General features: G+C 52.7%; 19 protein-coding genes. 12 read left to right on the forward strand and 7 right to left on the reverse strand.

The window, feature by feature from the left end:
• Positions 1-110 precede the first annotated feature (110 nt).
• The 3 genes from KJW29_RS31270 to KJW29_RS31280 form a co-directional block, all read right to left on the reverse strand.
• On the reverse strand, positions 111-1,787 hold the full coding sequence (locus KJW29_RS31270) for a type 2 periplasmic-binding domain-containing protein (RefSeq protein ID WP_214627534.1): 1,677 nt from the start codon (positions 1,785-1,787) through the stop codon (positions 111-113).
• Between the two features lie 110 nt (positions 1,788-1,897).
• On the reverse strand, positions 1,898-3,505 hold the full coding sequence (locus KJW29_RS31275; RefSeq protein WP_214627535.1) for a response regulator transcription factor: 1,608 nt from the start codon (positions 3,503-3,505) through the stop codon (positions 1,898-1,900).
• Positions 3,486-5,297, reverse strand: coding sequence for a sensor histidine kinase (locus KJW29_RS31280; protein ID WP_246608455.1), 1,812 nt, complete (start codon positions 5,295-5,297; stop codon positions 3,486-3,488). Before KJW29_RS31280 ends, KJW29_RS31275 begins: the two co-directional genes overlap by 20 nt.
• A 259-nt stretch (positions 5,298-5,556) precedes the next feature.
• Here KJW29_RS31280 and KJW29_RS31285 point away from each other — a divergent pair, with 259 nt between their 5' ends.
• From KJW29_RS31285 to KJW29_RS31295, 3 genes are all read left to right on the forward strand, one after another.
• Positions 5,557-6,414 (forward strand): ABC transporter permease, encoded by an 858-nt coding sequence (locus KJW29_RS31285; protein WP_246608921.1) that lies wholly within the window; start codon positions 5,557-5,559, stop codon positions 6,412-6,414.
• Positions 6,415-6,456: 42 nt separating this feature from the next.
• A complete protein-coding gene (locus KJW29_RS31290; RefSeq protein WP_087572138.1) occupies positions 6,457-7,329 on the forward strand; it encodes a carbohydrate ABC transporter permease in 873 nt (290 codons plus the stop codon).
• A gap of 187 nt (positions 7,330-7,516) precedes the next feature.
• A complete protein-coding gene (locus KJW29_RS31295) occupies positions 7,517-7,960 on the forward strand; it encodes a HEAT repeat domain-containing protein (RefSeq protein ID WP_214627537.1) in 444 nt (147 codons plus the stop codon).
• A 143-nt stretch (positions 7,961-8,103) separates the two neighbouring features.
• Here the strand turns inward: KJW29_RS31295 and KJW29_RS31300 are convergent, their stop codons facing one another.
• The 4 genes from KJW29_RS31300 to KJW29_RS31315 form a co-directional block, all read right to left on the reverse strand.
• Positions 8,104-9,165: a Gfo/Idh/MocA family protein gene (locus KJW29_RS31300; RefSeq protein ID WP_214627538.1), complete on the reverse strand. Its 1,062-nt coding sequence runs from the start codon at positions 9,163-9,165 to the stop codon at positions 8,104-8,106.
• Positions 9,166-9,196: 31 nt separating this feature from the next.
• Complete coding sequence (locus KJW29_RS31305; protein ID WP_425517585.1) at positions 9,197-10,819, reverse strand: extracellular solute-binding protein; 1,623 nt, start codon at positions 10,817-10,819, stop codon at positions 9,197-9,199.
• A gap of 64 nt (positions 10,820-10,883) precedes the next feature.
• Complete coding sequence (locus tag KJW29_RS31310) at positions 10,884-11,795, reverse strand: carbohydrate ABC transporter permease (RefSeq protein ID WP_214627539.1); 912 nt, start codon at positions 11,793-11,795, stop codon at positions 10,884-10,886.
• A gap of 21 nt (positions 11,796-11,816) precedes the next feature.
• A complete protein-coding gene (locus KJW29_RS31315; RefSeq protein WP_214631403.1) occupies positions 11,817-12,707 on the reverse strand; it encodes an ABC transporter permease in 891 nt (296 codons plus the stop codon).
• Between the two features lie 357 nt (positions 12,708-13,064).
• Here KJW29_RS31315 and KJW29_RS31320 point away from each other — a divergent pair, with 357 nt between their 5' ends.
• From KJW29_RS31320 to KJW29_RS31360, 9 genes are all read left to right on the forward strand, one after another.
• Entirely contained in the window at positions 13,065-14,831 is a 1,767-nt protein-coding gene (locus KJW29_RS31320; protein ID WP_246608457.1) for a sensor histidine kinase, read from the forward strand.
• Complete coding sequence (locus KJW29_RS31325; RefSeq protein ID WP_214627541.1) at positions 14,809-16,416, forward strand: response regulator; 1,608 nt, start codon at positions 14,809-14,811, stop codon at positions 16,414-16,416. The genes KJW29_RS31320 and KJW29_RS31325 overlap by 23 nt, the downstream gene beginning before the upstream one ends.
• Positions 16,417-16,507: 91 nt before the next feature.
• On the forward strand, positions 16,508-17,674 hold the full coding sequence (locus tag KJW29_RS31330) for a type III polyketide synthase (protein ID WP_214627542.1): 1,167 nt from the start codon (positions 16,508-16,510) through the stop codon (positions 17,672-17,674).
• The gene (locus tag KJW29_RS31335) at positions 17,667-18,395 is read left to right on the forward strand and encodes a methyltransferase domain-containing protein (protein ID WP_214627543.1); all 729 of its coding nucleotides are present in this window, start codon (positions 17,667-17,669) and stop codon (positions 18,393-18,395) included. The genes KJW29_RS31330 and KJW29_RS31335 overlap by 8 nt, the downstream gene beginning before the upstream one ends.
• Positions 18,388-19,548 (forward strand): NAD(P)/FAD-dependent oxidoreductase, encoded by a 1,161-nt coding sequence (locus KJW29_RS31340; protein WP_214627544.1) that lies wholly within the window; start codon positions 18,388-18,390, stop codon positions 19,546-19,548. The genes KJW29_RS31335 and KJW29_RS31340 overlap by 8 nt, the downstream gene beginning before the upstream one ends.
• 202 nt (positions 19,549-19,750) lie before the next feature.
• Positions 19,751-20,320, forward strand: a complete 570-nt coding sequence (locus tag KJW29_RS31345; RefSeq protein ID WP_214627545.1) for a TetR/AcrR family transcriptional regulator — start codon at positions 19,751-19,753, stop codon at positions 20,318-20,320.
• Positions 20,321-20,438: 118 nt separating this feature from the next.
• Complete coding sequence (locus KJW29_RS31350) at positions 20,439-21,560, forward strand: ABC transporter permease (RefSeq protein ID WP_214627546.1); 1,122 nt, start codon at positions 20,439-20,441, stop codon at positions 21,558-21,560.
• Positions 21,560-22,285 (forward strand): ABC transporter ATP-binding protein, encoded by a 726-nt coding sequence (locus tag KJW29_RS31355; protein WP_214627547.1) that lies wholly within the window; start codon positions 21,560-21,562, stop codon positions 22,283-22,285. Before KJW29_RS31350 ends, KJW29_RS31355 begins: the two co-directional genes overlap by 1 nt.
• Before the next feature lie 280 nt (positions 22,286-22,565).
• A complete protein-coding gene (locus KJW29_RS31360; RefSeq protein ID WP_246608458.1) occupies positions 22,566-23,195 on the forward strand; it encodes a hypothetical protein in 630 nt (209 codons plus the stop codon).
• Positions 23,196-23,539: the final 344 nt, after the last annotated feature.

Consider the following 23,539-nt stretch of genomic DNA (forward strand, 5'->3'; position numbering starts at 1 on the left):
AATCGGAGAAGCATGCGAACAAGCCGATTGCCGGATAAGTCCGGCAACGCCAAAAGCACCGACCCTTCAGCAGGGACGGTGCTTTTGAGCTTCATATTTATGGGAATTCTTTATTTCGACACGGATTGGAACCACTCGTTAACTTCCTTCGTCACTTGCTCGCCGCCGTTGGCGTTCCAATTGGCAACGAATTCGTCGAAGGCGTCAACCGGCAGTTTGCCGTAGATGATTTTGTTAAACGTCTCCAGCTCGGATTGGCGAAGCAAGTTCCACTTCTCGATCATCGCCGGCGTAGCCGCACCCGTAAAGTAGTTTTGCTTGCGGATGTCGATTTGGTCCATGACGACTTTCGCTGCGTACCAGTTCTCAGGTTTGCGGAATGTCTCCTGCTGCTTCTCGTAAGGCGTCTCCGCCTTCTCGCCGTTCGCGAGCTTAACAAGCGACTCCATGTAGAGGCCGGGAATACGTGCCGGCCCGGTGATGAACGGGAACTTATCAAAGAAGTCTTTGATCTTTTCTTTGTCGTTGGTTGGCTGGCCATCGATGATATCCCAGTCGTAGCCTTGGGCGAAACCGTATTCGTAAGGGCTGCCTACAGCTGGATTGGCCAAATTGTCGAGCAAATAGTTGTAATACAAAATAATGGCTTCCGGATGTTTTGCGTCTTTATTGATCATAAAGCTGCTGTTGACGCCGGAGTTCTGCCATTTGGTGCCGATCAAGCCGTCCGGTCCTGCAGGAATCGGGTATGCTTTGTATACCGATCCCGGCACGTTATTAATCAAATCCGGTGCCGGCCAGTCCGGAACCCAGTTCGCGCCAGGCAAGACGCCGGCGTTGCCTTTGGTCCAGATTTCAGCCGATTTGCCTTCGTCCCATAGCGCGGAGTCCGGGTGAATGTAGCCTTTGTTCATCCATTCCTGCAGCTTGGCCAGCGCCTGCTTGGCGCCAGCATTAACGGAACCGTACTCCAGGTTGCCGTTCGCGTCCAGGTTCCATTGCTCTTGCACGGCGCCGTAGGCGCCGAACAGCCAGTCCAGTCCGCCCATCCAGGTATTGGTGTTGTTTTTCAAGGAGATCGCCAGCGGATAGACGTCTTTCGGAGCCAATCCGTCCGGGTTCTCGTTTTTAAATTTATCCATAATGACTTCGAGCTCGGCAATGGTGGTCGGAGCCTCGAGCATCAGCTTCTGCATCCAGTCTTCGCGGAGCCATAGCAGCGTGTCGTCATTGTCGGTGTATTCCATGATCGGAAGGTTCCACTTCTTGCCGTCCTTCGTGAACGGGTACCACAGCTCAGGATTGTTCGCGGCATGCTCCTTCCAGATCGGGCTGGCGTATTTTTCGAACAGCTCGTCGACCGGAATGAACTGCTCGGAATCGATTAGTTGGTTCGTCAATACCGGGTCGGTAGGGACGAATACGAAGTCCGGCAGCTTCTCGCCCGATGTCAGGGCAAGCTGAAGCTGCTGTTTGTATTGATCCGCGCCGGCAGGATACCAGGTGCCCTTGTGCTTCATGCCGAGCGTCTCTAGCATCCAACGGTCATGAACGTTGTTTTCGTTGGTTTCGCCTTTCGTATATTCCTTCGGCATAATAACCGTGCTGATCTCGATCGGCGGATCGTATTTGCCATTGTCGAATGCGGCATCGGATTCGGACGTCGCGGCGCCCGGACTAGCCGTAGGGTCGGCCGCACTCCCGCTGTTATCGGCATTGCTGCTGCATGCCGATGCGATGAGCGTCATTGCGACAAGCGGCAGCCATAACTTCTTCATGTTCCCCATTTCGAATATCCCCCTGCTGTGTAAGATGTGGTTACAATAGCTACTTTACCAACAGGCACGCGGGGTCTTCTATAGGATTTTCTCAGTTTCCATAGGACTCTGTCATGTTGTTAGTGACCTTCGCGGAATTCTTGCGGCGTCTGTCCGTACTGCTTCTTGAACACTTTGATGAAGTAGGCGGGGTCCAAATAACCGATCTCCATGCTGATCTCGTACACCTTCTTATCGGTCGTCTTCAGCTTGTGGCAAGCCGTCTCCATGCGGAGTCGGTAGACAAAATCGCTGACCCCTTCGCCGGTCTCGATCTTGTACAGCTTGGAGAGATGCGTCGGATGCAGATTGACATGATCGGCAAGGGCGCGCAGCGAGACGTCGAGACGCAGATTCGCTTCGACGAAGCTCTGAATTTTCCTGACGTAGACGGAACGTATGTCCTTGACATCGTTCGAAGCCGTCTCTTTCAGCTTGCCCAGCGCGCCAAACGCCCAATTGCGAAGCTTGCCGATCGAAGCAAATGCTTCTCCGGTACGCAGGAGCTCGATGTCCCCGCCAAGAAGACCTTCCAGCGTATGGCCATGGCGATGGCAGTAGTTCGTAAATGAGGAGGCGATCAGATACCCGGCCTCCAGACAATGCTCCCAGGAATCGGACCATCTCTCGTCGAGCTCCGCGAATACTTCCGTCAGCTTCTCCTCGGCGGACTCCCATCTTCCGGCCTCGAGCAGGGCCCCCAGAACTGGCGGCGCATGGATGACATCAAGCACCCCGTTTGTCGCTCCGCCGCCCAAGTCGCCCGCGCGGATAACGAATTCTCTTTCGTCCCCGACAATCTGCCTGAAGTAGGCCAGCGCATGGCGGTACCGATCCGACAGCTTGTTCGGGAAGTCGAAGGAGTCCGTCATGACGATGGACAAGGAACCGTTTAAATATTGTTTCACCTTCGCTTGCAGGTGCATGGCAGCCTTCTCCAGACTGCTTTCTTTGCCCGCAATCGCCGGATTCTCTTTGAACTGAAGCAGGAAGGCCAGATAACCGTGTTCTTCCTTCACGCCCCACGCGTGCGCGAAATCGCCGAATATCTCCTCGGCTATATTCATGATGGCGTATTCCATCAGATGCTGGCCGTTGTTGCGGTATTGTCCGAATTCCTCTTCCATGCGGACAAGCATGAGCGCGCATTCCCCGAAGCGGTAGGGAAGCCCGTAACTATCGAGCCGCCGCTCCCACTCGTCTAGCGGCAGTCTCTCTCCCCGAAAGGCGCTCAGCAGAAGCTGCCCGCGCAAGAACGGCATATTTTCCCGCAGAATATGCCGGGTACGTTCGAGCGAACTGACCGTTCCCCACTCGGTTTCCAATTGCTCGATGGCCAGCTTGACCGCTCCGAGCAATTCTTGATCCGTAGGAGGCTTGAGCAAATAATCCACGGCTTGGTTGCGCAGCGCTTCCTTGGTATATTCGAAGTCGGAATAACCGGACAAAATGATGCATTTTACCCTTTGATCGGACTCGCGGATTTTCTCCATGAGCTCGATTCCGGTCATCTCCGGCATAAGCACGTCGGAGATCACGATATCGATGGGATGCGACTCCATGATTTGCAGCGCCTCCTGCGCGGAATACGCTTTATGAACGACATCGATGCCCAGCGTATGCCAAGGCTTGGTCGTGGATAGATTGTCTACCCAGTGGGCTTCGTCGTCAACGATGATCATTTGCATGTACTTGTTCTCCTCCTTGTGCGTATGGAACCGGCCCCGCGTCAGCGGAAGGAAGCTCCCATATCATCTCCGTCCGGAGTCCACCCAGTCCCGATTTCGTAAATGCGATCCGGGATTTCCCGCCGAATTGATGCATGATCCGCTGATTCGTATTCCAGAAGCCGTATCCCGTATCATCCTGGAGCGGCTGCCTCATCTTGTGGTTCAGCGCGTCTAATTGCTCCTCGGACATCCCGGGGCCGTCATCCTCCACATAAAGCTTGCAGAACCCGCCCGACATCTCGCCGGTGATGCGAATCTCTCCGGACGAGTAGGTTTTGCCGACGCCGTGGATGACGGCGTTCTCGACGATCGGCTGAAGCATGAGTCTTGGAACATGCTGCTTCAGCATCTCCTCGGGTATATCGATATGGTAATGAATGCGTCCATTGCGGAGCTTCTGGATATCCAAATAATTGACGATCAACTGAACCTCCTCGCTCAAGGAGGCGGTGGGACGTTCCAAACGGGTCATATACCGGTAGTAGGCGCTTAAATTGTGACCCATCGAAACGACGGCCTCTTCTTCCTTCATTTGGGCCATGTTAATCATGTATCCAATGCAATTGTACAGAAAATGCGGGTTAATCTGGGCCTGCAGCTGCTTTAACGTTGCTTCCCGCGCCTGCAGCTTCTCCTTCAGGACGTTTTCGATCAACTCCTGAATTTGGTTGGACATATCGTTGAACCGGTAAAACAGAAAGGCGAATTCGTTGTTGACGTTCGAGTTCATCCTGACCGAGAAGTCGCCCCGCTGCACGCTTTGCAAGCCGAGTATGAGCTTGCGGATGGGACGCTGCACGTTGCGATACAAGAGCACGGAAGCGGATATGCCTACCGCGAATAGCAGCGCCATCGCCGCGTAGAACAGGTTGCGGCTAAACGAGATCGGTCCGAGAATGCGGTCGAGCGGCACGATGTCCACCAAATGCCAGCCCAATGGGGCGGACACTACCGAGCTGACGAGGTACCGTTTATCGTCGAGCTCCACGACTTCCTGCATGGTATCTCCCAGCTCCTGTTCGTCCAGCAAGCGGACCAACTGATTCGCGAGCTCCGCATCGGCGCTTCGATTAAGGATTAAAGCCTCGCCCTTGCGATAGAGCATGGGATCGCCTTGCCCGCCCGCCTTATAGGTATCGAGCAGATTCTGGATGTTGGCTGGATAGAAGCTGGCTTGTACGACCAGATTGCTGCCGGTAAGCGAGCCTTGCTGCCCGAACGAATCGGCATAGAACCAATGAAATGCCTTCGGCTGCTCGGGTGTTGCGGTCGTCCCGTCTCCGTACAGCCATCTGCCCGTCCCGTTCCGTCTCAAATAATCTTCGTCGTACACCGCTATGCTGTCCGTATTGGAGAGCGCCTCTTTGTTCTGCTGCGAGTAGACGGTGAACTGCACCGGCCAAATGTTCATGACGCCGGATTGCAGCGCCATTTTCTCCTGAATGACGTATCTCGTCTGCATGCGGTCGTACAGATCGTCCCAGACATTAAGACCATTAAACTTCTGGACGTTCGGGTCCTTCGAGAAGGTCAGGACGAAGTCCATTGTCTGGTCGACGCGCGACTCGATCTGACTGGACAGGAACGAAAGCTGCTTAATATTCGACGACTTGAGCTCCTTGTCGATAACGTTCGAGGAGACGCCGTTGGAGTAGGCAAAAAAAAGGATAACCGGGACGAACAGGATGATAAGCAGCCCGTTTATTTTTGCGAACAAACTCATTTTGGAACTTACTTTTTGTCTGACCATGCTTATGCCTCTTCCGAGCCCCATTACCGATTCTCCCTCCGCAATTTCCATAACAAAACCCTATCGATCCTAACAATGTCCTATAGTTCGGTTATCGTACCTGTTGCTATTATATAAAGCAAGACTACGACCCGGATACAAGAAATGTTTAGAAAGGGAGAGAACCATGGACTCAATGACTTCAACAGATCCCAGTCTCAGGGCCAAAAGGGGAGCGGGAAAACGAACGGGATACCGGGTGCCTTGGGTATTGCATCTGATGGTGCTGCCTGCCGTGCTGTCCGTTTTCGTCTTTTCCTATCTGCCGATGGGAGGCATCGTGATGGCCTTCCAGGACTACAAAGCGAGCTTGGGTTTTACCGGTTCTCCGTTTGTCGGCCTGAAGCACTTCCGATACATGTTCGAGAATGATTATTTTATGAAAATAACGATGAATACGCTCATATTCGCCTGCTCCAAGATCGTATTGAACCTCATTATTCCGTTCTTGTTCGCCTTGCTGCTGAACGAAGTGAGGAATATGGGCTTCAAACGATCGATTCAGACGCTGGTGTATTTGCCGCACTTTCTATCATGGGTGACGCTTGGAGGCATCCTGATCGATCTGCTTGCGCAGACAGGCATCGTCAATCAACTGCTCACGTTTTTGTTCGGCACCAAACCGATCTTCTTCCTCGGAGACGGCACCTGGTTCCGCCTGACGATTATCTTTAGCGATGTCTGGAAGGAGTTCGGCTTCAATACGATTATTTTCCTCGCTGCGTTATCCGGCATCAACCCGGCTCTGTACGAAGCGGCGGAAGTCGACGGCGCAAGCCGGCTTAAGCAAACGCTGCATATTACGATTCCGTCGCTCACGCCCATTCTTATCGTGGTCGCCACGTTGGCGCTCGGCAACGTGCTGAACGCGAACTTCGACCAGGTGTTCAACCTGTATAGCCCGATGATCTATCAGCAGGGCGATATTATTGACACGTTTGTTTATCGCGAAGGTCTGCTCAGCGGCCAATTCAGCTTTGCGACGGCGGTCAGCCTGTTCAAGTCGATGATCAGCCTGGTGCTTATCGTCATATCGTACCGCTTGGCCTACCGATACGCGGGTTACCGCATTTTCTAGCTATGAACGACCGAATTTGCTTAATTGGGAAGGGTGATCCGCGTGTACCATAAAACGCTGTCTTACCGTATCTTCAGCGTATTCAATTACATCCTGCTTGCGATAGTCTCCATAGGCTGCTTGCTGCCGCTGTACCATCTGCTTATGGTGTCCTTCAGCGATACTTCCGCGGCGAACGCGGGACTCGTGACGCTCTGGCCCATCGGATTTACATGGGATGCCTACGCCCAGACGTTCGGCAACGACAACTTCGTCACATCGCTTTGGGTTTCGCTTAAGAGAACGGTTCTCGGAACGGCGCTTGCTCTGGCCGTGAATTCTGTTGCCGCCTACGCGCTCTCGAAGGACAACCGCGTATTCCGCGGCAGGAACGTCTATCTCTGGTATTTCGTCATCACGATGCTCTTTAGCGCGGGACTCGTGCCCGGCTACATCCTGATTTTGAAGCTGGGCTTGCTCAACAACCTGCTTGCGCTCATCCTGCCGGGTCTCGTGGCGGTCTACAATATTATTTTGCTGCTTAATTTCTTCCGGTCGGTGCCCAAGGAGCTCGAGGAAGCAGCCTTTATCGATGGAGCGGGATACTTCCGCAGCTTCGTCTCCGTCTTCCTCCCGGTATCGTTGCCGGCGATCGCGACCATCGCTTTGTTTACGATGGTAGGCCATTGGAACGCCTATTTCGACGGCCTCATCTATATGAAGGGCGTGGAAAATCTGCCGCTTGCGAGCTTTATGCAGACGTTAATCGTGCAAGGGAGCACGACGGGATTCGATCCGAGCGTCATCGCCAATATGTCGCAGCGAACGCTGAGAGCATCCCAGATCTTTATCAGCGCCTTGCCGATTCTGCTCGTCTATCCGTTCCTGCAGCGCTTCTTCGTAAAAGGCATCGTCATCGGCGCCGTCAAGGAGTAGACAGGTTCTACGGACCTGAGATATCGCAAGGGCGACCGTTCGTTCAAGAGCGGTCTATAGATCGCAAGAAGAGCCGCTTCCTTTATGGGAACGGTTCTTCTTGCGATTGTTGCGGATATTATGCACGCTGTTATAATTGAATCATAATTTCGATTTTTGAATTCACAATAGAACAGGATGGGATCCTTTGAATAAAAACGAAGTGGAAAATGAGTTGCCTCCCAATTATGATCAATTAAAAACAGCTGCGAACCGGACGTCCAATTGGAGAGAACGACTAGCTGCCGTGGAAGAGTTAGGTCAGTGGAAAACGAAACAAACCATTGATGTGCTATTGCATAGACTGAATAACGACAGCGTGTATAAGGTTCGAGAAGCTGCCTTTGGCAAGCTCAAACAATTCGGTGAAGATGTCCAGCTTCCGCCAAGAAAAAAAGGCGACTTAAGCAGAGAGGTTGCCAAAATTCTGGTAAGAATAAAGAAAAGCTTGCCGAAAGGTCATGCTTATCCAGATTTCAAAGAGAAGTTCAAAAAGATGAGACTTGATATTTATGATACCTGCGAAGGCGAAAAGGGCGACGACTTCGATAAGTGGCTTGAAGACGCGTGGGCTTCGTTAGCGACAAGGTAGTCCGGAACTGAGTATGCGGGATATGACAGAAATGCTGGAAGCAAGAGCGGCGGGGTAATAAGAAGTGCAAATAGCGGTGCAGGGATTTCCAATCCTGCGCCGCTATTTGCATTTAGCCGGTTGGCGAACCAATCAACTTCGTATTAATTGGGATGAGGCAACGCGACAGAACGTTTCTCCGTGCTCGAGCGGATGACGGCGTCCAGCACCTCTTGATTGCGATACCCGTCCATGAAGTCCGGAAGGCCGTCCGGGGCGAGGCCGTCCAGCAGCGACAGGAAGTCGCCGTACTGCGACACTTTGCACCGTTCGGGAACGTCGATGACCGCCTTGGCAAGCTGTCCCGGAGCTTCTTCGCGAATCCATACGAGCTGATCGGGATTTAGCGTGGACGCATGCAGCGTTCCGAGATCGCCATAGACCGATACCTCATGCTGATTGCCCGAGCCGATCGCGTTGCGCGACGATTGGAAGATGCCGACGGCATCGCCGGTCATCCGCGCCTGAAAGCTTACGAAATCATCGACCTCGACCTTGACCATCTCCCCGGTAGCGGGATCCCGCCGCTCAGGAACGAAGGTGCGCAGCTGCGCCGACAGCTCCTGAAATTCGCCGAACAGAAACCGCGCCAGATCGATCATATGCGAGCCCAGATCGCCGAGCGTTCCCGTGCCGGTGATGTCCTTGTCGAAGCGCCACAGATACGGCGTGTCGTTCGGGACGGCTCCCCAGCTTTGCAAGTACTGGATCGAGAAGCTGCGCACCGTGCCCAACTTGCCTTCCCGAACGAGCTCGCGCGCATAGCGGAAGGCCGGCGTGTAACGATAGCTGAAACCAACCATGCCGGGCACCGGCTCCCGTTCGTACAGCTTCAGAAGCTGCTCCGCTTCAGCGAAGACGCGGGTGAACGGCTTCTCCGCGAGATAAGGTTTGCCTGCCGCAAGACAAGCGCGCAAGATATCCGAATGGACGTTGTTCGGCGTTACGGATACGATCGCGTCGACCTCGGGGTCTACGATGAGCCTTACAAAATCAGGGTACCTTTTGCCGGACTCAATGCAGAGCTGTTCTCCCTTCTCCGCCAACGCCCGCTCATCCACGTCGCTTACGGCCACAACCTTATAGCGGCGCTCATCCGCCATCCAACGGATATGCGAATGCGCCATGCCGCCGAGTCCGATCAATCCGATTCGATATGTCCTCATAGCTGCTCCTTTAATTGGCTGAGTATTTTCATCACTGTATATTGTCGTAACGCTCGTAAGCGTCCGTATAAATCTTAATCAGCTTCTGCAAGCCCATGTCGTTAAGCTTTTCGACGTAAGCGTCCCACTCTTGATCGACGCCGCCTTTGGTAATCCACTTGGCGCGCGTACTCCTAATATAGCTTTCGATATCGGTGGTCAGCGTCGGAAGCTCCTCGTACTCCTCGACCGTGTACATGACTTCCGGATAAGGCTCCGTCACATAGTCCTTGCTCAGGCTGTCGAGCTGCAGCTTTAAGCCGTCGCCGCTTGAGGGGTCGAGCTTGATGTTTTTCTCGAATTCGGGGCTGACGTATTTCGGGCCGAAGTCGCGCAGGGAGCTGTCCCAGTACCAGGCGTCCGCGCTTGTGCCGTCCGGCGGATCCATAAGCGTGTACGTGCCGTCGGCGTTTTTCTCGATCGAGGTGCCGATGGCGCCCCAGAAGTTCTGGATGCTGGCTTCGCCGGTGTAGAACTGATCCGCCCAGCGCGCGGAAATTTCGGGATATTTGTTGCTTGTCGTAATCAGCACCTCGTTGCGACGGAAGCTGAGACCGTTGGGATCGCCAATCTGATATTTATTTCCGTCCGGTCCGGTAATCGGCACGATCGTTTCGTATTGGTCGCTCCACTGGCCGAATACCGCATCCGGCGTCCACTGGTAGGAGAAGCCGACCAGCGCCGCATCGGGATTTTGGCGTTTGGCCGTCAGCATCGTGTTGTCCTGAGTGAATGTTTCCTTATCGATCAGCCCTTCGGAGAACAATTTGTTTGCCCACTCGATTCCAGCTTTGTAGGCTTCGGAGGTTGGGAAATATTCCAGCTTGCCGTCCTTGACGATCATATGATTGCCGCGAATGTCGGTTATGCCGAACGGCGAGAACAGATTCATGTCGACATCCTTGGAGTCGCTGTACGGAATTTCGTCCGCCTTGCCGTTGTCGTTCGGATCCTGCTCTTTAAACGCCTTCAGCACATTGTACAGGTCGTCAAGCGTCTCCGGCGCCTTCAACCCCAATTTGTCCAGCCATGCTTTGTTGATGACCGGCTGTACGGAGGAGTAGGGGCGCGACGGCAGCCTTGCGGGCAGCGAATAGATTTTGCCGTCCGGGAATGTGCTCAGTTTTTTCATATCCGGCATTTCGGCCATCGCCGCTTTCAGATTCGGCATATATTGTTCAATGTAGTCGTCCAGCGGACGGAACAAATTGAGGTTGTTTACGATATCGGAATCGCCGAAGGCCATGTTGCCGATAATGATGTCCGGCATTTTGCCGCTTGCCAGCATGACGGATTTTTGCGTTTCCCAATCGCTGTTGGAGATGACCTGCCAATTGATCTTGACATTGGAGTTTTTCTCGAGCTCTTGCAGCCAGGTATTTTTCGTAAACGTATCGCCCATGTTGCCCCATCGAATCGTCAGCGCATTCAACGTCACCGGTTTGTCCGTAATCGGCAAACCTTCTTTGTTAAAGCCGCTTCCGGGCTCGCTTGTCGATTTGCTGCCGGACTCGTTCGATCCGCCATTGTCGGGATCCGCTCCGTTGCTGCAGCCGGCCAGCACGGCCGTCCCCAATACGGAGATTAAAGCCAAGCCGGATAACATTTGTTTCATCTTCGCCATGTCGAACTCCCCTTTAATAGAATTAGTGTAACACGCCATGCATTCCCGCTGCTTATCAACTCTTGACGGCGCCGATCATCACCCCCTTGTTAAAGTGCTTCTGCACAAACGGATAGAGGCACATAATAGGGAGCGTCGCGACGATAATGACGGAGTAACGAAGCAGATTGGCCAGGCGCAGCGCGATCTGGGCCGCTTCTCCCGTACCCAGAGCATTCTGCATCTGATTGGTGACCAAAATGTCCCGCAACACGAGTTGAAGCGGATGGAGATCTTTATTCTGCAAGTAGATAAGCGCGTTGAAGTAAGAGTTCCAATGGCCGACCGCGAACCATAAGGCGAGCACCGAAATGATGGCTTTGGACAGCGGCAGCACCATAAGCGCAAAGAATCGAAGATTGCCGCAGCCGTCGATCTGCGCGGCTTCCCATAGCTCGGCCGGTATGCCCGTGCGGAAGAAGGTGCGCGCCACGATGATGTCGAATACGGCGACCGAGAACGGAAGCACCATGACCAGGAACGTATCGTACAGATTGAAATCGCGGATCGTCAGAAAGGTAGGCACCAGGCCGCCGTTAAAGAACATGGTGAAAATAAAGAAAAACGACAGCGGCTTGATGCCGACCAAATCCTTCCTCGACAAGGCGTAGGCCGCCGACAGGTTGACCGCGAGCCCGATTGCGGTGCCGACAACCGTATAAGCTATCGTGTTCCGGTATCCGATCCATATATTCGAATGATTGAACAGCTCCTTGTAGCCGTCCCATGTAAATCCTTGAGGCCAGAGCCACACTTTCCCGTTGCCTACGGCCGACGGATCGCTGAAAGACGCGATAACGATAAAATAAAGCGGATATAATACAAGGATAAGCACAATGACGGACCAGGTATACAATAACGTTTCCAGCAGCTTGTCGTTATCGCGCTTTCTTTTCATAGGCAGAACATGATTCGTTGCAGTCTCCATGGCTGTACGTCCTCCTTTCTGTTACCAGAGACTATTCTCCGAATATTTTTTGGCTATTTGGTTGACCAAGATGAGCAGCGCAAAATTAATGAGCGTATTAAAAAGATTAATGGCTGCCGAGAAGCTGTACTGCGAGCTGAGCAATCCGATTTTGTACACGTACGTCGAGATGACCTCGCTGCCGGAAATATTCAAATTGTTCTGCAAGAGGTAGGCCTTCTCGAAGCCGACGCCAAGCAAGCCGCCGACTCTCAGGATCAATAGGGTAACGATTGTCGGGATGAGCATCGGAATATCGATATACCATATTTTCTGCCAGCGCGTTGCGCCGTCCACTGTCGCCGCCTCGTACAAGCTTGGACTGACCGCCGACAACGCCGCAAGGTAGATAATGCTGTCCCAGCCCGTATGCTGCCAGACGTCGGACCAGACGTAGATGCTGCTGAACAGACTCGCCGAGCCCATGACATTGGGCGCCTCCGCGCCGAATAATCGGAACAGATTGCCCATGAGACCGTTGCCGGGAGACAGCAGAATCATCATGAGACCCGCGATTACAATGGTAGAGATGAAATGCGGCATATAAGTGATCGTCTGGAATACCCGCTTGTACCGGTTCGCTCGCAGTTGATTCACCAGGATGGCGAATATAATCGGAATCGGAAACATCGCGAAGCTGTACAAGCTGATCAGTACCGTGTTTTTGATCGTGATCCAGAATTGATAGGACTGAAAAAACTTTTCGAAGTATTTGAGTCCCACCCAAGGACTATCCATAATTCCCAAAGCCGGCTTAAAATCTTTAAACGCGATAATGACCCCGTACATCGGCTTATAAGTAAAACATAACAGCAGCGTGACTGCCGGGAGCAAAAGCAAGTACAGCCCCCAGTTTTTGCCGATTCGGAGCATATACCGCTGCAGATGGCCCTTCGATGAACTGTTGATCAAGTGTCCGAACCTCCTATTGCTGTGTGATGGGTCATCCCTGTTCGATTTCTTCCCCTCGCCCTGATTATACGGGGCCCTGGCGATACGATTTGGACCATCTAAAGGACATATCTGGACCTTTTGCGGAGGCGGATTCCCTTTTCTCGCTACGGTCCGGCATGAAATATAGCCTAATCCAGACTTTTTACTGTCCATTCCGGACATTTCGCGGCAGGAGCGGAGCAACCGGGTTGCATTTTCGATTTCCGGTATTATAATCATCTGACAACGCTATACATGGCGGTGACGCGAGGACGATCGAAGGGAGCTGCGAAGCAGGTGGCGGAACGGGCCGAGAACAAGCTGTATCCGATCAAACATTATGTCAGGATCATTATTATCATCTCCATATCCGCGCTGATTCTGGACCTTATCATCAGCTTCGCGACGATCGCGATCGTCAAGCAGCAATCCGCGCGGGATTTGCGGGACACGGCGTATTTGTACATCAACAGGATTAACGGAGATTTCTCTTATATCAACCACTTTATGGGATGGACGCTGGCCAACGACGACAATGTCAATATCATGAGCACGCATGAGTTGAACGACACCGAATTCATCAAAGCCAACGATATGTTATTCCGAAGATTCGTCGAGCTTCAAAAAAGTTACGACCGCAATTACAACTTTTTTCTCTTCTTTAGCGAGAAGGACATCATGCTCAACGTGGCGCCGATGGGCTTGACGTACAAGGAATTTCAAGAGCTGAAGGGGCAGATGAACACTTACATGGATCGCAGCGTGGGTTACGATCCGTTTTATTCCCGCTGGTCGACCGTCCAACTGGACGGGACATTTTATATCCTTAATGTTTTCCTTTACCATGGCAACTATATGATCTGCCTGATCGCGGCCGACGATCTGATCGAGCCGCTGCGCCAAATCAATTTGGGCGAAAAAGGTTACGCCTCCTTATGGACCGAGGACGGGAGCCTCGTGACGAGTCCGATGTCGAACAACGGAAAGCGTGCCCCTGTCGAGGAGGGGCGTTACGCTTGGCTCATGCCGTTCCAGACCAAAACAACCGTTAAAGGCGAGTTCGACAACGCGTCGTTTTTCGTCAGGCTGGTCATCCAATTCGGCGCTTTCGAAAAAATCATGATCGCCCAGCTGCTTATCATGCTGATGGCCGTTATCGTGGCCTGCTCCTTAAGCTTTATCATGCTTTATTTCCGAAACAAGGTGCTGCAGCCGATCAAAAGCTTCTCGTACAATCTGGCCTTTTGGACCGAGGATGGCGAACCGATCGACATCGCGAGCAACAATATCGCCGAGCTGGAGAAAGCCAATAAGCAGTTCACGGGGCTGGTTCAGCAAATCAAAACGTACAAAATCGACATTTACGAACGGGAAATCGAGAAGCAACGCATTCAGCTGGATTATATGAAGCTGCAGATCAAGCCGCACTTCTTTCTAAACTGTCTGACGACCATACACAGCATGGCGCAGATGGACATGACCGAAGAGATCCAGCAGATGGCGATGTCCACGTCGATCTACTTCCGATACATCTTCCAGAACGGCCAGGACTTTGTCCGCATGGAAGACGAGATCGAGCATGTCCGCATCTATCTCGAAATTCAGAAGAACCGTTATCGCGACGCCTTTCTTTACCGAATAGAAGGAGCGGAGCAGGTGCCGGATCTGCCGATACCGCCGCTTGTGCTGCAAACCTTTATCGAGAATGCGATCAAATACGCGGTCTCGCGGGATCAGAAATCGCTCATAACGCTGATCGTCAGACGCCGCCGGATCGGGGACGAGATCGCGACCGTCATCCGGATCACGGATACAGGGCCCGGATTCCCGCCGCATGTCCTGGAGAAGCTGCGCCAAAGACTGCCGCTCGATCAGACGCATGGAACGCGGATCGGCATCATGAATACGATTCAGCGACTGGAGTCCCTGTACGGCGGACGCGCTCTGATTCGCTTCCGCAACCGCGCCGGCGGCGGAGCCGGCGTCACGCTGTACCTGCCGGAGCTTCCGGTCCATCCATCCGAGACAGGAGGTCAGCCGAATGCAAGCATTGCTCGTAGATGACGACTACTTTGTTGTGACGGCGCTGGAGAAGAAGGTCGATTGGGCCTCGCTTGGCATCGACACGGTGCACACGGCCCATAATGTGGCGCAGGCGCGCGACATTTTGCAGCGGCATCCGATCCAAATTCTCATATCCGATATCGAGATGCCGCAAGGAAGCGGGCTTGAGCTTCTTGCATGGATTCGCGAGGAGCGTTACAACGTGCAGGCTATTCTGCTCACCAATTACGCCGATTTCAACTATGCGCAGAAGGCGATCGAGCTGCGCAGCTTCGAATATTTTCTAAAGCCGATTCAATTCGACAAGCTTATGCTCATTATTGGAAAAGCGGTCGAACGGGCCAAGGAGCAGCAGCGGGAGGAAGAGGCCATTCAGGAGGGGTATTACTGGAAACGCAATCAGGCGAAGATGCTGGAGCACTTCTGGCGCAAGCTGATCAGCGACAGCGTCTCCGCCCCTTTGAGGCCCGCCGACGTCGCCCGCGCCGCCCGGGAACAAAATCTGTCATACGGCATGGATGATTTTGTTCAGCCGCTGTTGCTTAATTTTTTTCATGCGGCGGGCAGTATGGGGATGGAAGAAAAAAATCTGTTCGATTTTGCGCTGCTAAACGTTTTATACGAGCTTTACCAGCATGCGGAATTTACGGTGGAGACGGCGCTGGAATACAGCGAAAATAATTGGATTGCCGTGCTGAAATGGAAGGGGGCGCCGAATTCTCGATTGCTCGGGGAGTTATGCGCATCGTTTATTCAGCAAGCCAATCGCTCGCTGAAATGCGATGCCTGCTGCATCATCGGCATGCCGTCAAGGCTTGGGGAGTTCGGCGCAAGCATTAGGCAATTGCTGCAACTGAACAAAGGGATTGCCAAGCGGCGCAATCGGGTTTTTGCCGCGAGCGACGTTATTGATCCGGCTGAGGAAGGCTACGCGCCTCCGGATCTGCCTCGGCTGGAGGGGCTGCTGGAGATGGGCCAGCCCGATGTTTTTTTGCGGGAGACGTCCTCGTATTTAAGCTTTCTATCGTCTCGCAATTATATCACTGTCTCTACCCTGGGCCTGTTCCAGCTCGATATGATGCAGCTCGTCTACGCCTTTCTCAAGTCGAAGGGCATTCAAGCGCATCAATTGTACAAAGGCAAGACAGGCGAGCGGCTTTTGGCCGAATCTTTGCATTCGATCGAGGATATGGAGGCTTACCTGCAGCATTTGGTGACGACGGCCTTGTCCTACCGCGATTTCGCCGAGCAGCCTACAACCGTTGCCGAGGAGATCAAACAATATATACATTCGCATTATGGCGAGGACTTGACCCGCCTTAGTCTGGCTGAGGTCTTTTACCTCCACCCCGACTATCTGGCGCGGATCTTTAAAAAGGAAACGGGCGTATCGCTGGGTACCTATGTCATCAGCGCCCGAATCGCGGCAGCCAAGCAATTGCTGCGTACGACGACGATGTCGGTGTTCGCCGTAGCGAAAAAGGTCGGTTATGCGAACTACTCCTATTTCGCCAAGGTGTTCAAGCAAGAGACCGGCATGTCGCCGAACGAGTATAAGCAGGGAGGGCGAGAGGGCTCGATTTGAAATCCCAAGTCTCTTTATCATAATACCTCTTCATAAAGAATAGATTTAGGGAAGGCATGTCTTATTCCTATTGAAGAGGGGTTGAAATACGATGCATCTTTCTGCGGCAACGATTGCGATGTTAGGCATTGGCACAGCCGTGCCCCAATATGTACTCGATCAGACCGACACGGCGCAGCGTTTGACGCACGCCCTTAGCGGGGCGCCGGACGCCGCACGCTGGGCTAAACGGATTTTCAAGAAATGCGGGGTGCAAACCCGCTATACATGCGAGCCCGATTTGCTCGAGCCAGCCGAGAACAACCGTTATTTCGCCCAATTGTCCGGATTGCCGGTTCCGACTACGGCCGATCGAATGTCGACCTATAAGCAAGAGGCGATTCCGCTGGCGCTGCAGGCGGCCAAGAAGGCCATGACCGATGCCGATATCGGACCGGAGGCCGTTACCCATCTGCTCACGGTCAGTTGCACCGGGCAATTTCTGCCGGGACTTGATGCGACGCTCGTCCGGCAGCTTGGACTTCCCCTTTCGGTCAACCGCATTCCGCTGACCTTTCTCGGCTGCGCGGCCGGTCTTAAAGCGATCGGCATGGCGCGGGACATCGTCGCCGGACATCCGGACGCCGTCGCGCTGATCGTCAGCGTAGAGCTGTGCACGATCCATATGCAATCGACATCGGATCGCGAGGCGCTGTTTGGAGCGTCGTTTTTTGGCGATGGAGCTTCCTCATGCGTCATCGGGAGAGCGGAGCAGGGGGATGGCCCGGTATTCGCGCTTGGCGAGGCGCGCAGCAGCCTGATGCCGGGTACGGCCGGCGAGATGATATGGGAGGTCGGCAATCACGGATACGATCTGTTTTTGTCCCCTCGCATCTCCCAGCTGATTGGGGAGAAGATTCCCGGCCAGCTTGCTCCGCTTTTGCGGGATGAGGATCCTTTTCCGGGAGTTTGGGCTATCCATCCCGGGGGCAAGGGCATTATCGACGAGCTTGAAGCAGCGCTAGCATTGTCCCCGGACCATACCCGGTTTAGCCGCGACGTGCTGCGCGATTATGGAAACATGTCCTCAGCGACCATCTTGTTCGTGCTTAAGGCGATCCGTGACACGTTTATTCGGGAAGGGGCCGATAGAACGGAGGGATTTTGTCTGGCCTTTGGTCCGGGACTTTCTTGCGAAATCGTACCGATTGCCTATCTGCCTGCTTCGGAGGACGGTGCGGCGATCGGCGCAAAAGCAGGGATGAGCGCCTATGTTTAGAACGTTTCGCGAACGCGCCTCGGCTTACGAGCTGATGGACGACCGGTCGCAGGGCGGAGAGGAGCTTAGGGAGGCTCTGCGGCATCTGCGCAGGTTGAACCGACTTTTTAGCGCGGCAGCCCCTACCTTGTTTGGAGTAAACCGCTTATGGTCGGGGGCGGGCAAGCCGCGGCGATTGGAGGTGCTCGATATCGGGGCGGGCTCCGGCGACGTCAATGCGGCTTTGCTCAGGTGGGCCGATGCGCAGGGCGTCGAACTGACGGTGACGCTGGTCGATCGGACGCCGGAGGCCTGTGCGGAAGCGGCCGCCTATTTTGCGGACGAGCCCCGGGTCTCGGTGATGTGCCGCGACTTGGCGGATCTCGATGCGCGGGGGGCCGACATCGTGACGGGCTCGCAGTTTCTGCATCATTTTGCATCCGAGGAGCTGCCGGACGTCGCTTCCGCCATGCTGCGGGCTTCCAGGATCGGCATCGTTATTCAAGATATACATCGGCACTGGCTGCCTTGGGCGGCCGTATGGCTCGCGGCCCGACTGGTGTCAACCAACCGGTATATTCGCAATGATGGTCCGTTATCCGTTGCCAAAGGTTTCCGCGCGGAGGACTTTGAGCAATTGGACAAAGCGCTGGGCTCGCCCGGGCTGACCTGCAACTGGCGGCCCTTGTTTCGCTATGTCGTTACCATTGCGGCACAACCGGGAGGCGTCGCGGATGAGTGATCGCGGGACGTTGGACGTTGCCATTCTCGGTGCGGGCATAGCCGGCAGCTGCATGGCGATTCTGATGGCGCGGCGAGGCTGGAAGGTGGCGCTCATCGATCGCCGGACGTTCCCGCGCCATAAAGTCTGCGGGGAGTTTCTATCTCCCGAGGCGGTCGACTCGCTGATCGCCTTGGGACTTGGAGACTGCCTGCAGTCGCTGGAGCCGGCAGTCATCCATCGTGCCCGGCTGATCCTCGGAAACGGCGCTTCGATTATCGCTCCCTTGCCTGGTCCGGCATGGGGCATCAGCCGCTACCGTCTCGATGAAGCTCTGCATGAGGAAGCGAGGCTTGCGGGAGCCGAAGTCGTGACGGAAACCGCCGTTGCCGCGGCCCACTTGGCGAGCGACGGGTACGAGCTGCAGACGCGGCAAGGCGCCAAGTCGGTCCCGATTCGATCGCGGACCGTAATCGGCGCATGGGGAGGAAACGGCCGCGTACCGGATTTTCCGGATGCGGAGCGTAGACGTCCTGCCGCGTGTCCGTACATGGGTATCAAGATGCATTTGTCCGGTATCGAGATGAACGGGGATTTGGAGCTTTATTTTTTCGAAGGCGGTTATTTGGGGCTGTCTTCTGCCGGGCAGGGCATCGTTAACGCAGCGGCGCTGTTGGACAAGCGCGCCTTCCGACATTCGCCATCGACGGTGATCGGTTGGCTCAAGGAAGCCGAGGCTCGTCACCCCGCGTTAGCAAGAAGGATGGAGGAGGCCCTCCCCCTTGAGGAATCGCAAGCGGCGATTGCGCCCGTGCGCCTTTATGACGCTCCGCTCGCCTGGAACGGCATCCCTTTAATTGGCGATGCTTGCGTGACGATACCGCCGCTGTGCGGGGACGGCATGTCGATGGCGATCCGTTCCGCGCAGCTCTGCGCGGAGTCGGCCGATCTGTTTTTGAGGGGCGAAGCGACGCGAGAGCAGTGGAGGCTCGATTACGAGGGGGCGATCGCCCGGCATTTTCGAGGTCCGCTCAGGTGGGGACGACTGCTTCAGCGCACGGCGGGCCATCCCGCGTTTTCGATGCTGGCCGCCACGGCCGCAAGCCGTTTGCCGGGCGTCGTTCGACAATTAGTTAAAGCCACTCGGCTTGGCAAGATGAATACGCCATCATGATAAGCTTGCAAGCTGTAAGCACTGCCGTGACAACCGTATCGCCTGCCGCCGATGAGTATTCCGGCGGCTATTTATATGATTTTTCGGAATACAAGTTGCCATATTGAGAAGTTAAGATCATTTGCTGTGAACCGTATCACAAATAGGGAGAAATTTTTGTTACAATGTAGACTATGGCTAGCAATTAGGGACGGTGATTAACATGGGTAGAAAGCAGGCTTTTACAAGATCAGAGTTGCTTGACCAAACCAAAAGAGTGCTCCTCGAATACGGTTATGAGGGGTTTCAACTTAAGTTGTTATCCAAGAGCCTGGTTGGAGCAAGAAGCACGATTTACCAATATTATGCCAACAAAGAAGAGATAGTTGCTGCATGTATGAAACGATCCATGGAAAGTGTATTACAGAAGGCGTCGGCTATTAATGAAACGGATTGCATGAACGCCCTTCAACATCTGCTAGATGTATATCTGGAGGAAGCTAGTTTCCATCAATTGCTTGGAAATGCTCATAAAATAAATAAAGCCAATTCTGAGGCTGCAGCCAATGACCTTGAATTTGTTGAGCAAGCGCATGTGAATTTAAAAAATCAACTGGAGCGATTGTTTGTTCGTGCTCAAGAAGAGGGACACTTGAATACAAGCATCCCACTTCCTGCCATTATAGGTGTATTTTTTAACCTGATTGAAACTCCCAATATGATGAATATCCCTACACCTCAGTGGAGTAAGCTGTTATACCAAATGTGGCTGGGAGGGGTAGGAAGCCGATAAGGAACACGAATATATTTGACACGCGTGTCGTATAAAACATATAATGAATACGCGCCGGACGAAAAACGATTAATTTGACACGCGTGTCATCTATTTGTGCTGAGGAGAGGAATAGCATATGTTTTTGGCATTGAAAGAATTGAGACACAGCAAGACAAGGTTTTTGATGATTGCTATCATTTTTGTGCTTATTTCTTGGTTGGTGTTTATATTGTCTGGGTTGGGGAACGGGTTATCCACGCTTGCGGCTTCGACGTTTAAGACGATGAGGGCTGATTATGTGGTTTTCGAACAAGGGTCGAAGGCTTCAATGAGTAAGTCTTTATTGTCTAATGATTTGTCGGCTAAATTAGCAGAGATGCCGAATGTAAGCGCCGTTTCACCTATGGGAACCATCATGGCATCGGCAATCAAAGGGAGTAGCAAGTTGAATGAGGATAAAGTAGATATAGCGATTATTGGAATTAATCCGGGGAGTTTTCTAGAGCCGGCGATTATTGAAGGCACGGGGCTGGCAACCGATCAGATGACGAAGGTTATCGTTAATGAGACGATGAAAGACGAGGGATTTAAGCTAGGGGACACCTTCCAATTAGATGGTTTTACGGAATCGTTGACGATTGTCGGCTTTGTCAAGAATCAGACGTATAACCACGTAGCAGCTGTATTTACTTCTATTGAAGAGTGGCGTAGGCTTGCGTTTGCGGCGCCAGGCTCGGACAAGGGAGTCAAGGACCCCGTCAATGCGATTATGCTTCAAGGTAAAGATATTGATCGGAATACGATCAATGAACAGCTTTCGGGTACCGATACGGTTACCCGTGCGGCAGCGGTACAGGGAATGCCTGGATACAAAGAAGAGAATGGCACAATCATGATGATGCTTGCGTTCCTGCTTGCGATCTCAGCCTTCATCATTGGCGTTTTCTTCTATGTATTCACGATGCAGAAGTCCAACCAGTTCGGAATAATGAAAGCGATTGGAGCCAAGAATGGATTTTTAGGTAAAGCCGTCGTCTCACAGGTGTTCGTCCTGTCGCTCTCAAGCATTATCGTTGGCATCTTATTGACTTATGGTACCGCGGCAATCATGCCCAAAAGCATGCCGTTCATGCTGGATACGAAGCTGGTGTTCACGTATTCCATTGTATTGCTGGTGATCTCATTGCTTAGTTCGTTGGTATCGGTTCGCACGATTTCGAAAATTGATCCGCTTAAGGCACTTGGGAGGGTTGAGTAATGACTGAGGGCTTGCAAATAACAGAAGCTTCCAAATATTACAACGAGGGATTGAATCGTATTGCAGCATTAGACCGAGTGTCCATAAAAGTGGAGCCAGGCGAGTTTGTCGCGGTGGTAGGTCCGTCCGGTTCTGGAAAAAGTACCTTCCTATCCATCGCGGGTGCACTGCTCAAAGCTTCCGAGGGAGAGGTCATACTACATGGGAAGGACATATCGAAGCTGTCAGGCAAACAACTATCCGATATCCGATTGCACGAGATTGGTTTCATCATGCAGGCCTCGAATTTGGTTCCATACCTGAACGTTCTTGATCAGCTGCTTGTCGTGAAGCGGATGTCGGGAAAGGTTCGTCCGGCAGACAAAGCTATGGCTATAAAGTTGCTTGAAGAACTTGGTCTAGGCACTAAGCTGAAGAGCTACCCGGAGGAGCTGTCCGGGGGCGAGAAGCAGCGTACCGCCATTGCTCGCGCGTTAATTAACGATCCCAATGTCATATTGGCGGATGAACCTACTGCAAGCCTGGATACCAAGCGCGCCCATGAAGTTGTCTCCTTGATTGCCCATGAGGTGAGATCACGCCAAAAAGCGGCAATTATGGTCACGCACGATGAGCGGCTGCTTACCTACTGCGATAAGATATACCGGATGGAAGACGGAAAATTATCTCCAGCGAACCTGGAGTCCATGGGAGAATATCGATTCCTTTACAGCTTGGAGAAATAGCGATGCCTTTAATTATGCACATAAACGTCCAGAACCGGGTAAACCGATAGGCTCCCATACAGGAGACGAGAACCGTACCACAAGTGACGGTGAATAATTTGATTTAAAGAAAGGTATGTGCTGTAAGAGCGTTATTTCATAATCCCCTGGAGAAGGGTTCCAAGGGGATTTTTGCGCGACTAAAAACGACATCCCTTGTCATTTACTTTTGTACAAGACAGATAGGTGTCTGATTACTTGCTATAATGAATGTACAAAAAAAATTAATAAATGAGGGATTATGATGTCAGTCGTGAGCCTATTAGCTTCTCAATTAAGCCGAAACGATGAGGAGCCGAACATTGAACTGGCCCGCAAGTTAGCTAACGAAGAAGATCATGCGGGTATAGAAGTTATAATCGAAAATCTGTCTGGCAAGGACAAAAAGATTCAATACGATTGCATGAAAGTAGCGTACGAGATCGGGCAAGTTAAGCCCGAACTCATAAGCAAGTATGCATCGACTTTCGTAGAGCTGCTGAAAAGCCGCGATAACCGTTTGGTATGGGGCGGCATGACAGCGTTATCCACGATTGCGGGGGTAGCTTCGGAATCCATAATGGCTCATCTTAACACTATAAAAGAAACTATGAAATCAGGCTCGGTTATTACAATCGATAAGGGCGTCCTAACGCTTGCGAAGCTGGCAGCCGTCAGTAAGAAAAACAATGACGAGATTTTTCCGTTTTTGCTCCAACACCTGGAAGCTTGCAGAACGAAGGAAATTCCACAGCATTCCGAAAGCACGCTTGTTGCCATAACGGATGAGAATAAAGAGAAGTTTTTGAATGTTTTACGAACAAGAGAACCAAATTTAACGGCTCCCCAACTCAAAAGAGTCAAACGAATATACAAAAAATTAGGTTCTTGATTCAATACCCTCATGATCCTAACAGACACCAGGAGGGTGTCTATTCATTGTGCAAAGGTGAAATTGCGGGCAAGCGTCCGGTAAGAAATGAACGGGAGCAACTGTAACGGAAATGAAAGGCGTTATTTCAGCAAAAAGCGGCACTTTGCAAATCTAACGCTGACAGCCCTTATAATGGGCAAAAGTACGCGGTTTGCCTGGATTTCTCACGAATAACGTCGCGGAGTTCCGTTAGATTTTAAAATCACGCCAAACGATCCCTATAAGGACTCTCACTTCCGTTAACCCGTTGGCGATAATGGATTGCAGCTTCATTTCCAGTTTTGCACACAATGAATCGACGG

Origin of the sequence: Paenibacillus agaridevorans, from assembly GCF_018604145.1 — a bacterium.
In the GTDB taxonomy this organism is placed as follows: Bacteria; Bacillota; Bacilli; order Paenibacillales; family Paenibacillaceae; genus Pristimantibacillus; species Pristimantibacillus agaridevorans.

Excerpts from the sequence above, each read along its gene's own strand:
- KJW29_RS31350 (WP_214627546.1), top strand. The coding sequence starts at position 20,439 with ATGTTTTTGGCATTGAAAGAATTGAGACACAGCAAGACAAGGTTTTTG.
- KJW29_RS31335 (WP_214627543.1), top strand. The coding sequence starts at position 17,667 with ATGTTTAGAACGTTTCGCGAACGCGCCTCGGCTTACGAGCTGATGGAC.
- KJW29_RS31280 (WP_246608455.1), bottom strand. The coding sequence starts at position 5,297 with ATGGTCAGACAAAAAGTAAGTTCCAAAATGAGTTTGTTCGCAAAAATA.
- KJW29_RS31305 (WP_425517585.1), bottom strand. The coding sequence starts at position 10,819 with ATGAAACAAATGTTATCCGGCTTGGCTTTAATCTCCGTATTGGGGACG.
- KJW29_RS31300 (WP_214627538.1), bottom strand. The coding sequence starts at position 9,165 with ATGAGGACATATCGAATCGGATTGATCGGACTCGGCGGCATGGCGCAT.
- KJW29_RS31340 (WP_214627544.1), top strand. The coding sequence starts at position 18,388 with ATGAGTGATCGCGGGACGTTGGACGTTGCCATTCTCGGTGCGGGCATA.
- KJW29_RS31275 (WP_214627535.1), bottom strand. The coding sequence starts at position 3,505 with ATGCAAATGATCATCGTTGACGACGAAGCCCACTGGGTAGACAATCTA.
- KJW29_RS31330 (WP_214627542.1), top strand. The coding sequence starts at position 16,508 with ATGCATCTTTCTGCGGCAACGATTGCGATGTTAGGCATTGGCACAGCC.
- KJW29_RS31325 (WP_214627541.1), top strand. The coding sequence starts at position 14,809 with ATGCAAGCATTGCTCGTAGATGACGACTACTTTGTTGTGACGGCGCTG.
- KJW29_RS31315 (WP_214631403.1), bottom strand. The coding sequence starts at position 12,707 with ATGCTCCGAATCGGCAAAAACTGGGGGCTGTACTTGCTTTTGCTCCCG.
- KJW29_RS31345 (WP_214627545.1), top strand. The coding sequence starts at position 19,751 with ATGGGTAGAAAGCAGGCTTTTACAAGATCAGAGTTGCTTGACCAAACC.
- KJW29_RS31355 (WP_214627547.1), top strand. The coding sequence starts at position 21,560 with ATGACTGAGGGCTTGCAAATAACAGAAGCTTCCAAATATTACAACGAG.
- KJW29_RS31310 (WP_214627539.1), bottom strand. The coding sequence starts at position 11,795 with ATGGAGACTGCAACGAATCATGTTCTGCCTATGAAAAGAAAGCGCGAT.
- KJW29_RS31285 (WP_246608921.1), top strand. The coding sequence starts at position 5,557 with ATGGTGCTGCCTGCCGTGCTGTCCGTTTTCGTCTTTTCCTATCTGCCG.
- KJW29_RS31360 (WP_246608458.1), top strand. The coding sequence starts at position 22,566 with ATGATGTCAGTCGTGAGCCTATTAGCTTCTCAATTAAGCCGAAACGAT.
- KJW29_RS31270 (WP_214627534.1), bottom strand. The coding sequence starts at position 1,787 with ATGGGGAACATGAAGAAGTTATGGCTGCCGCTTGTCGCAATGACGCTC.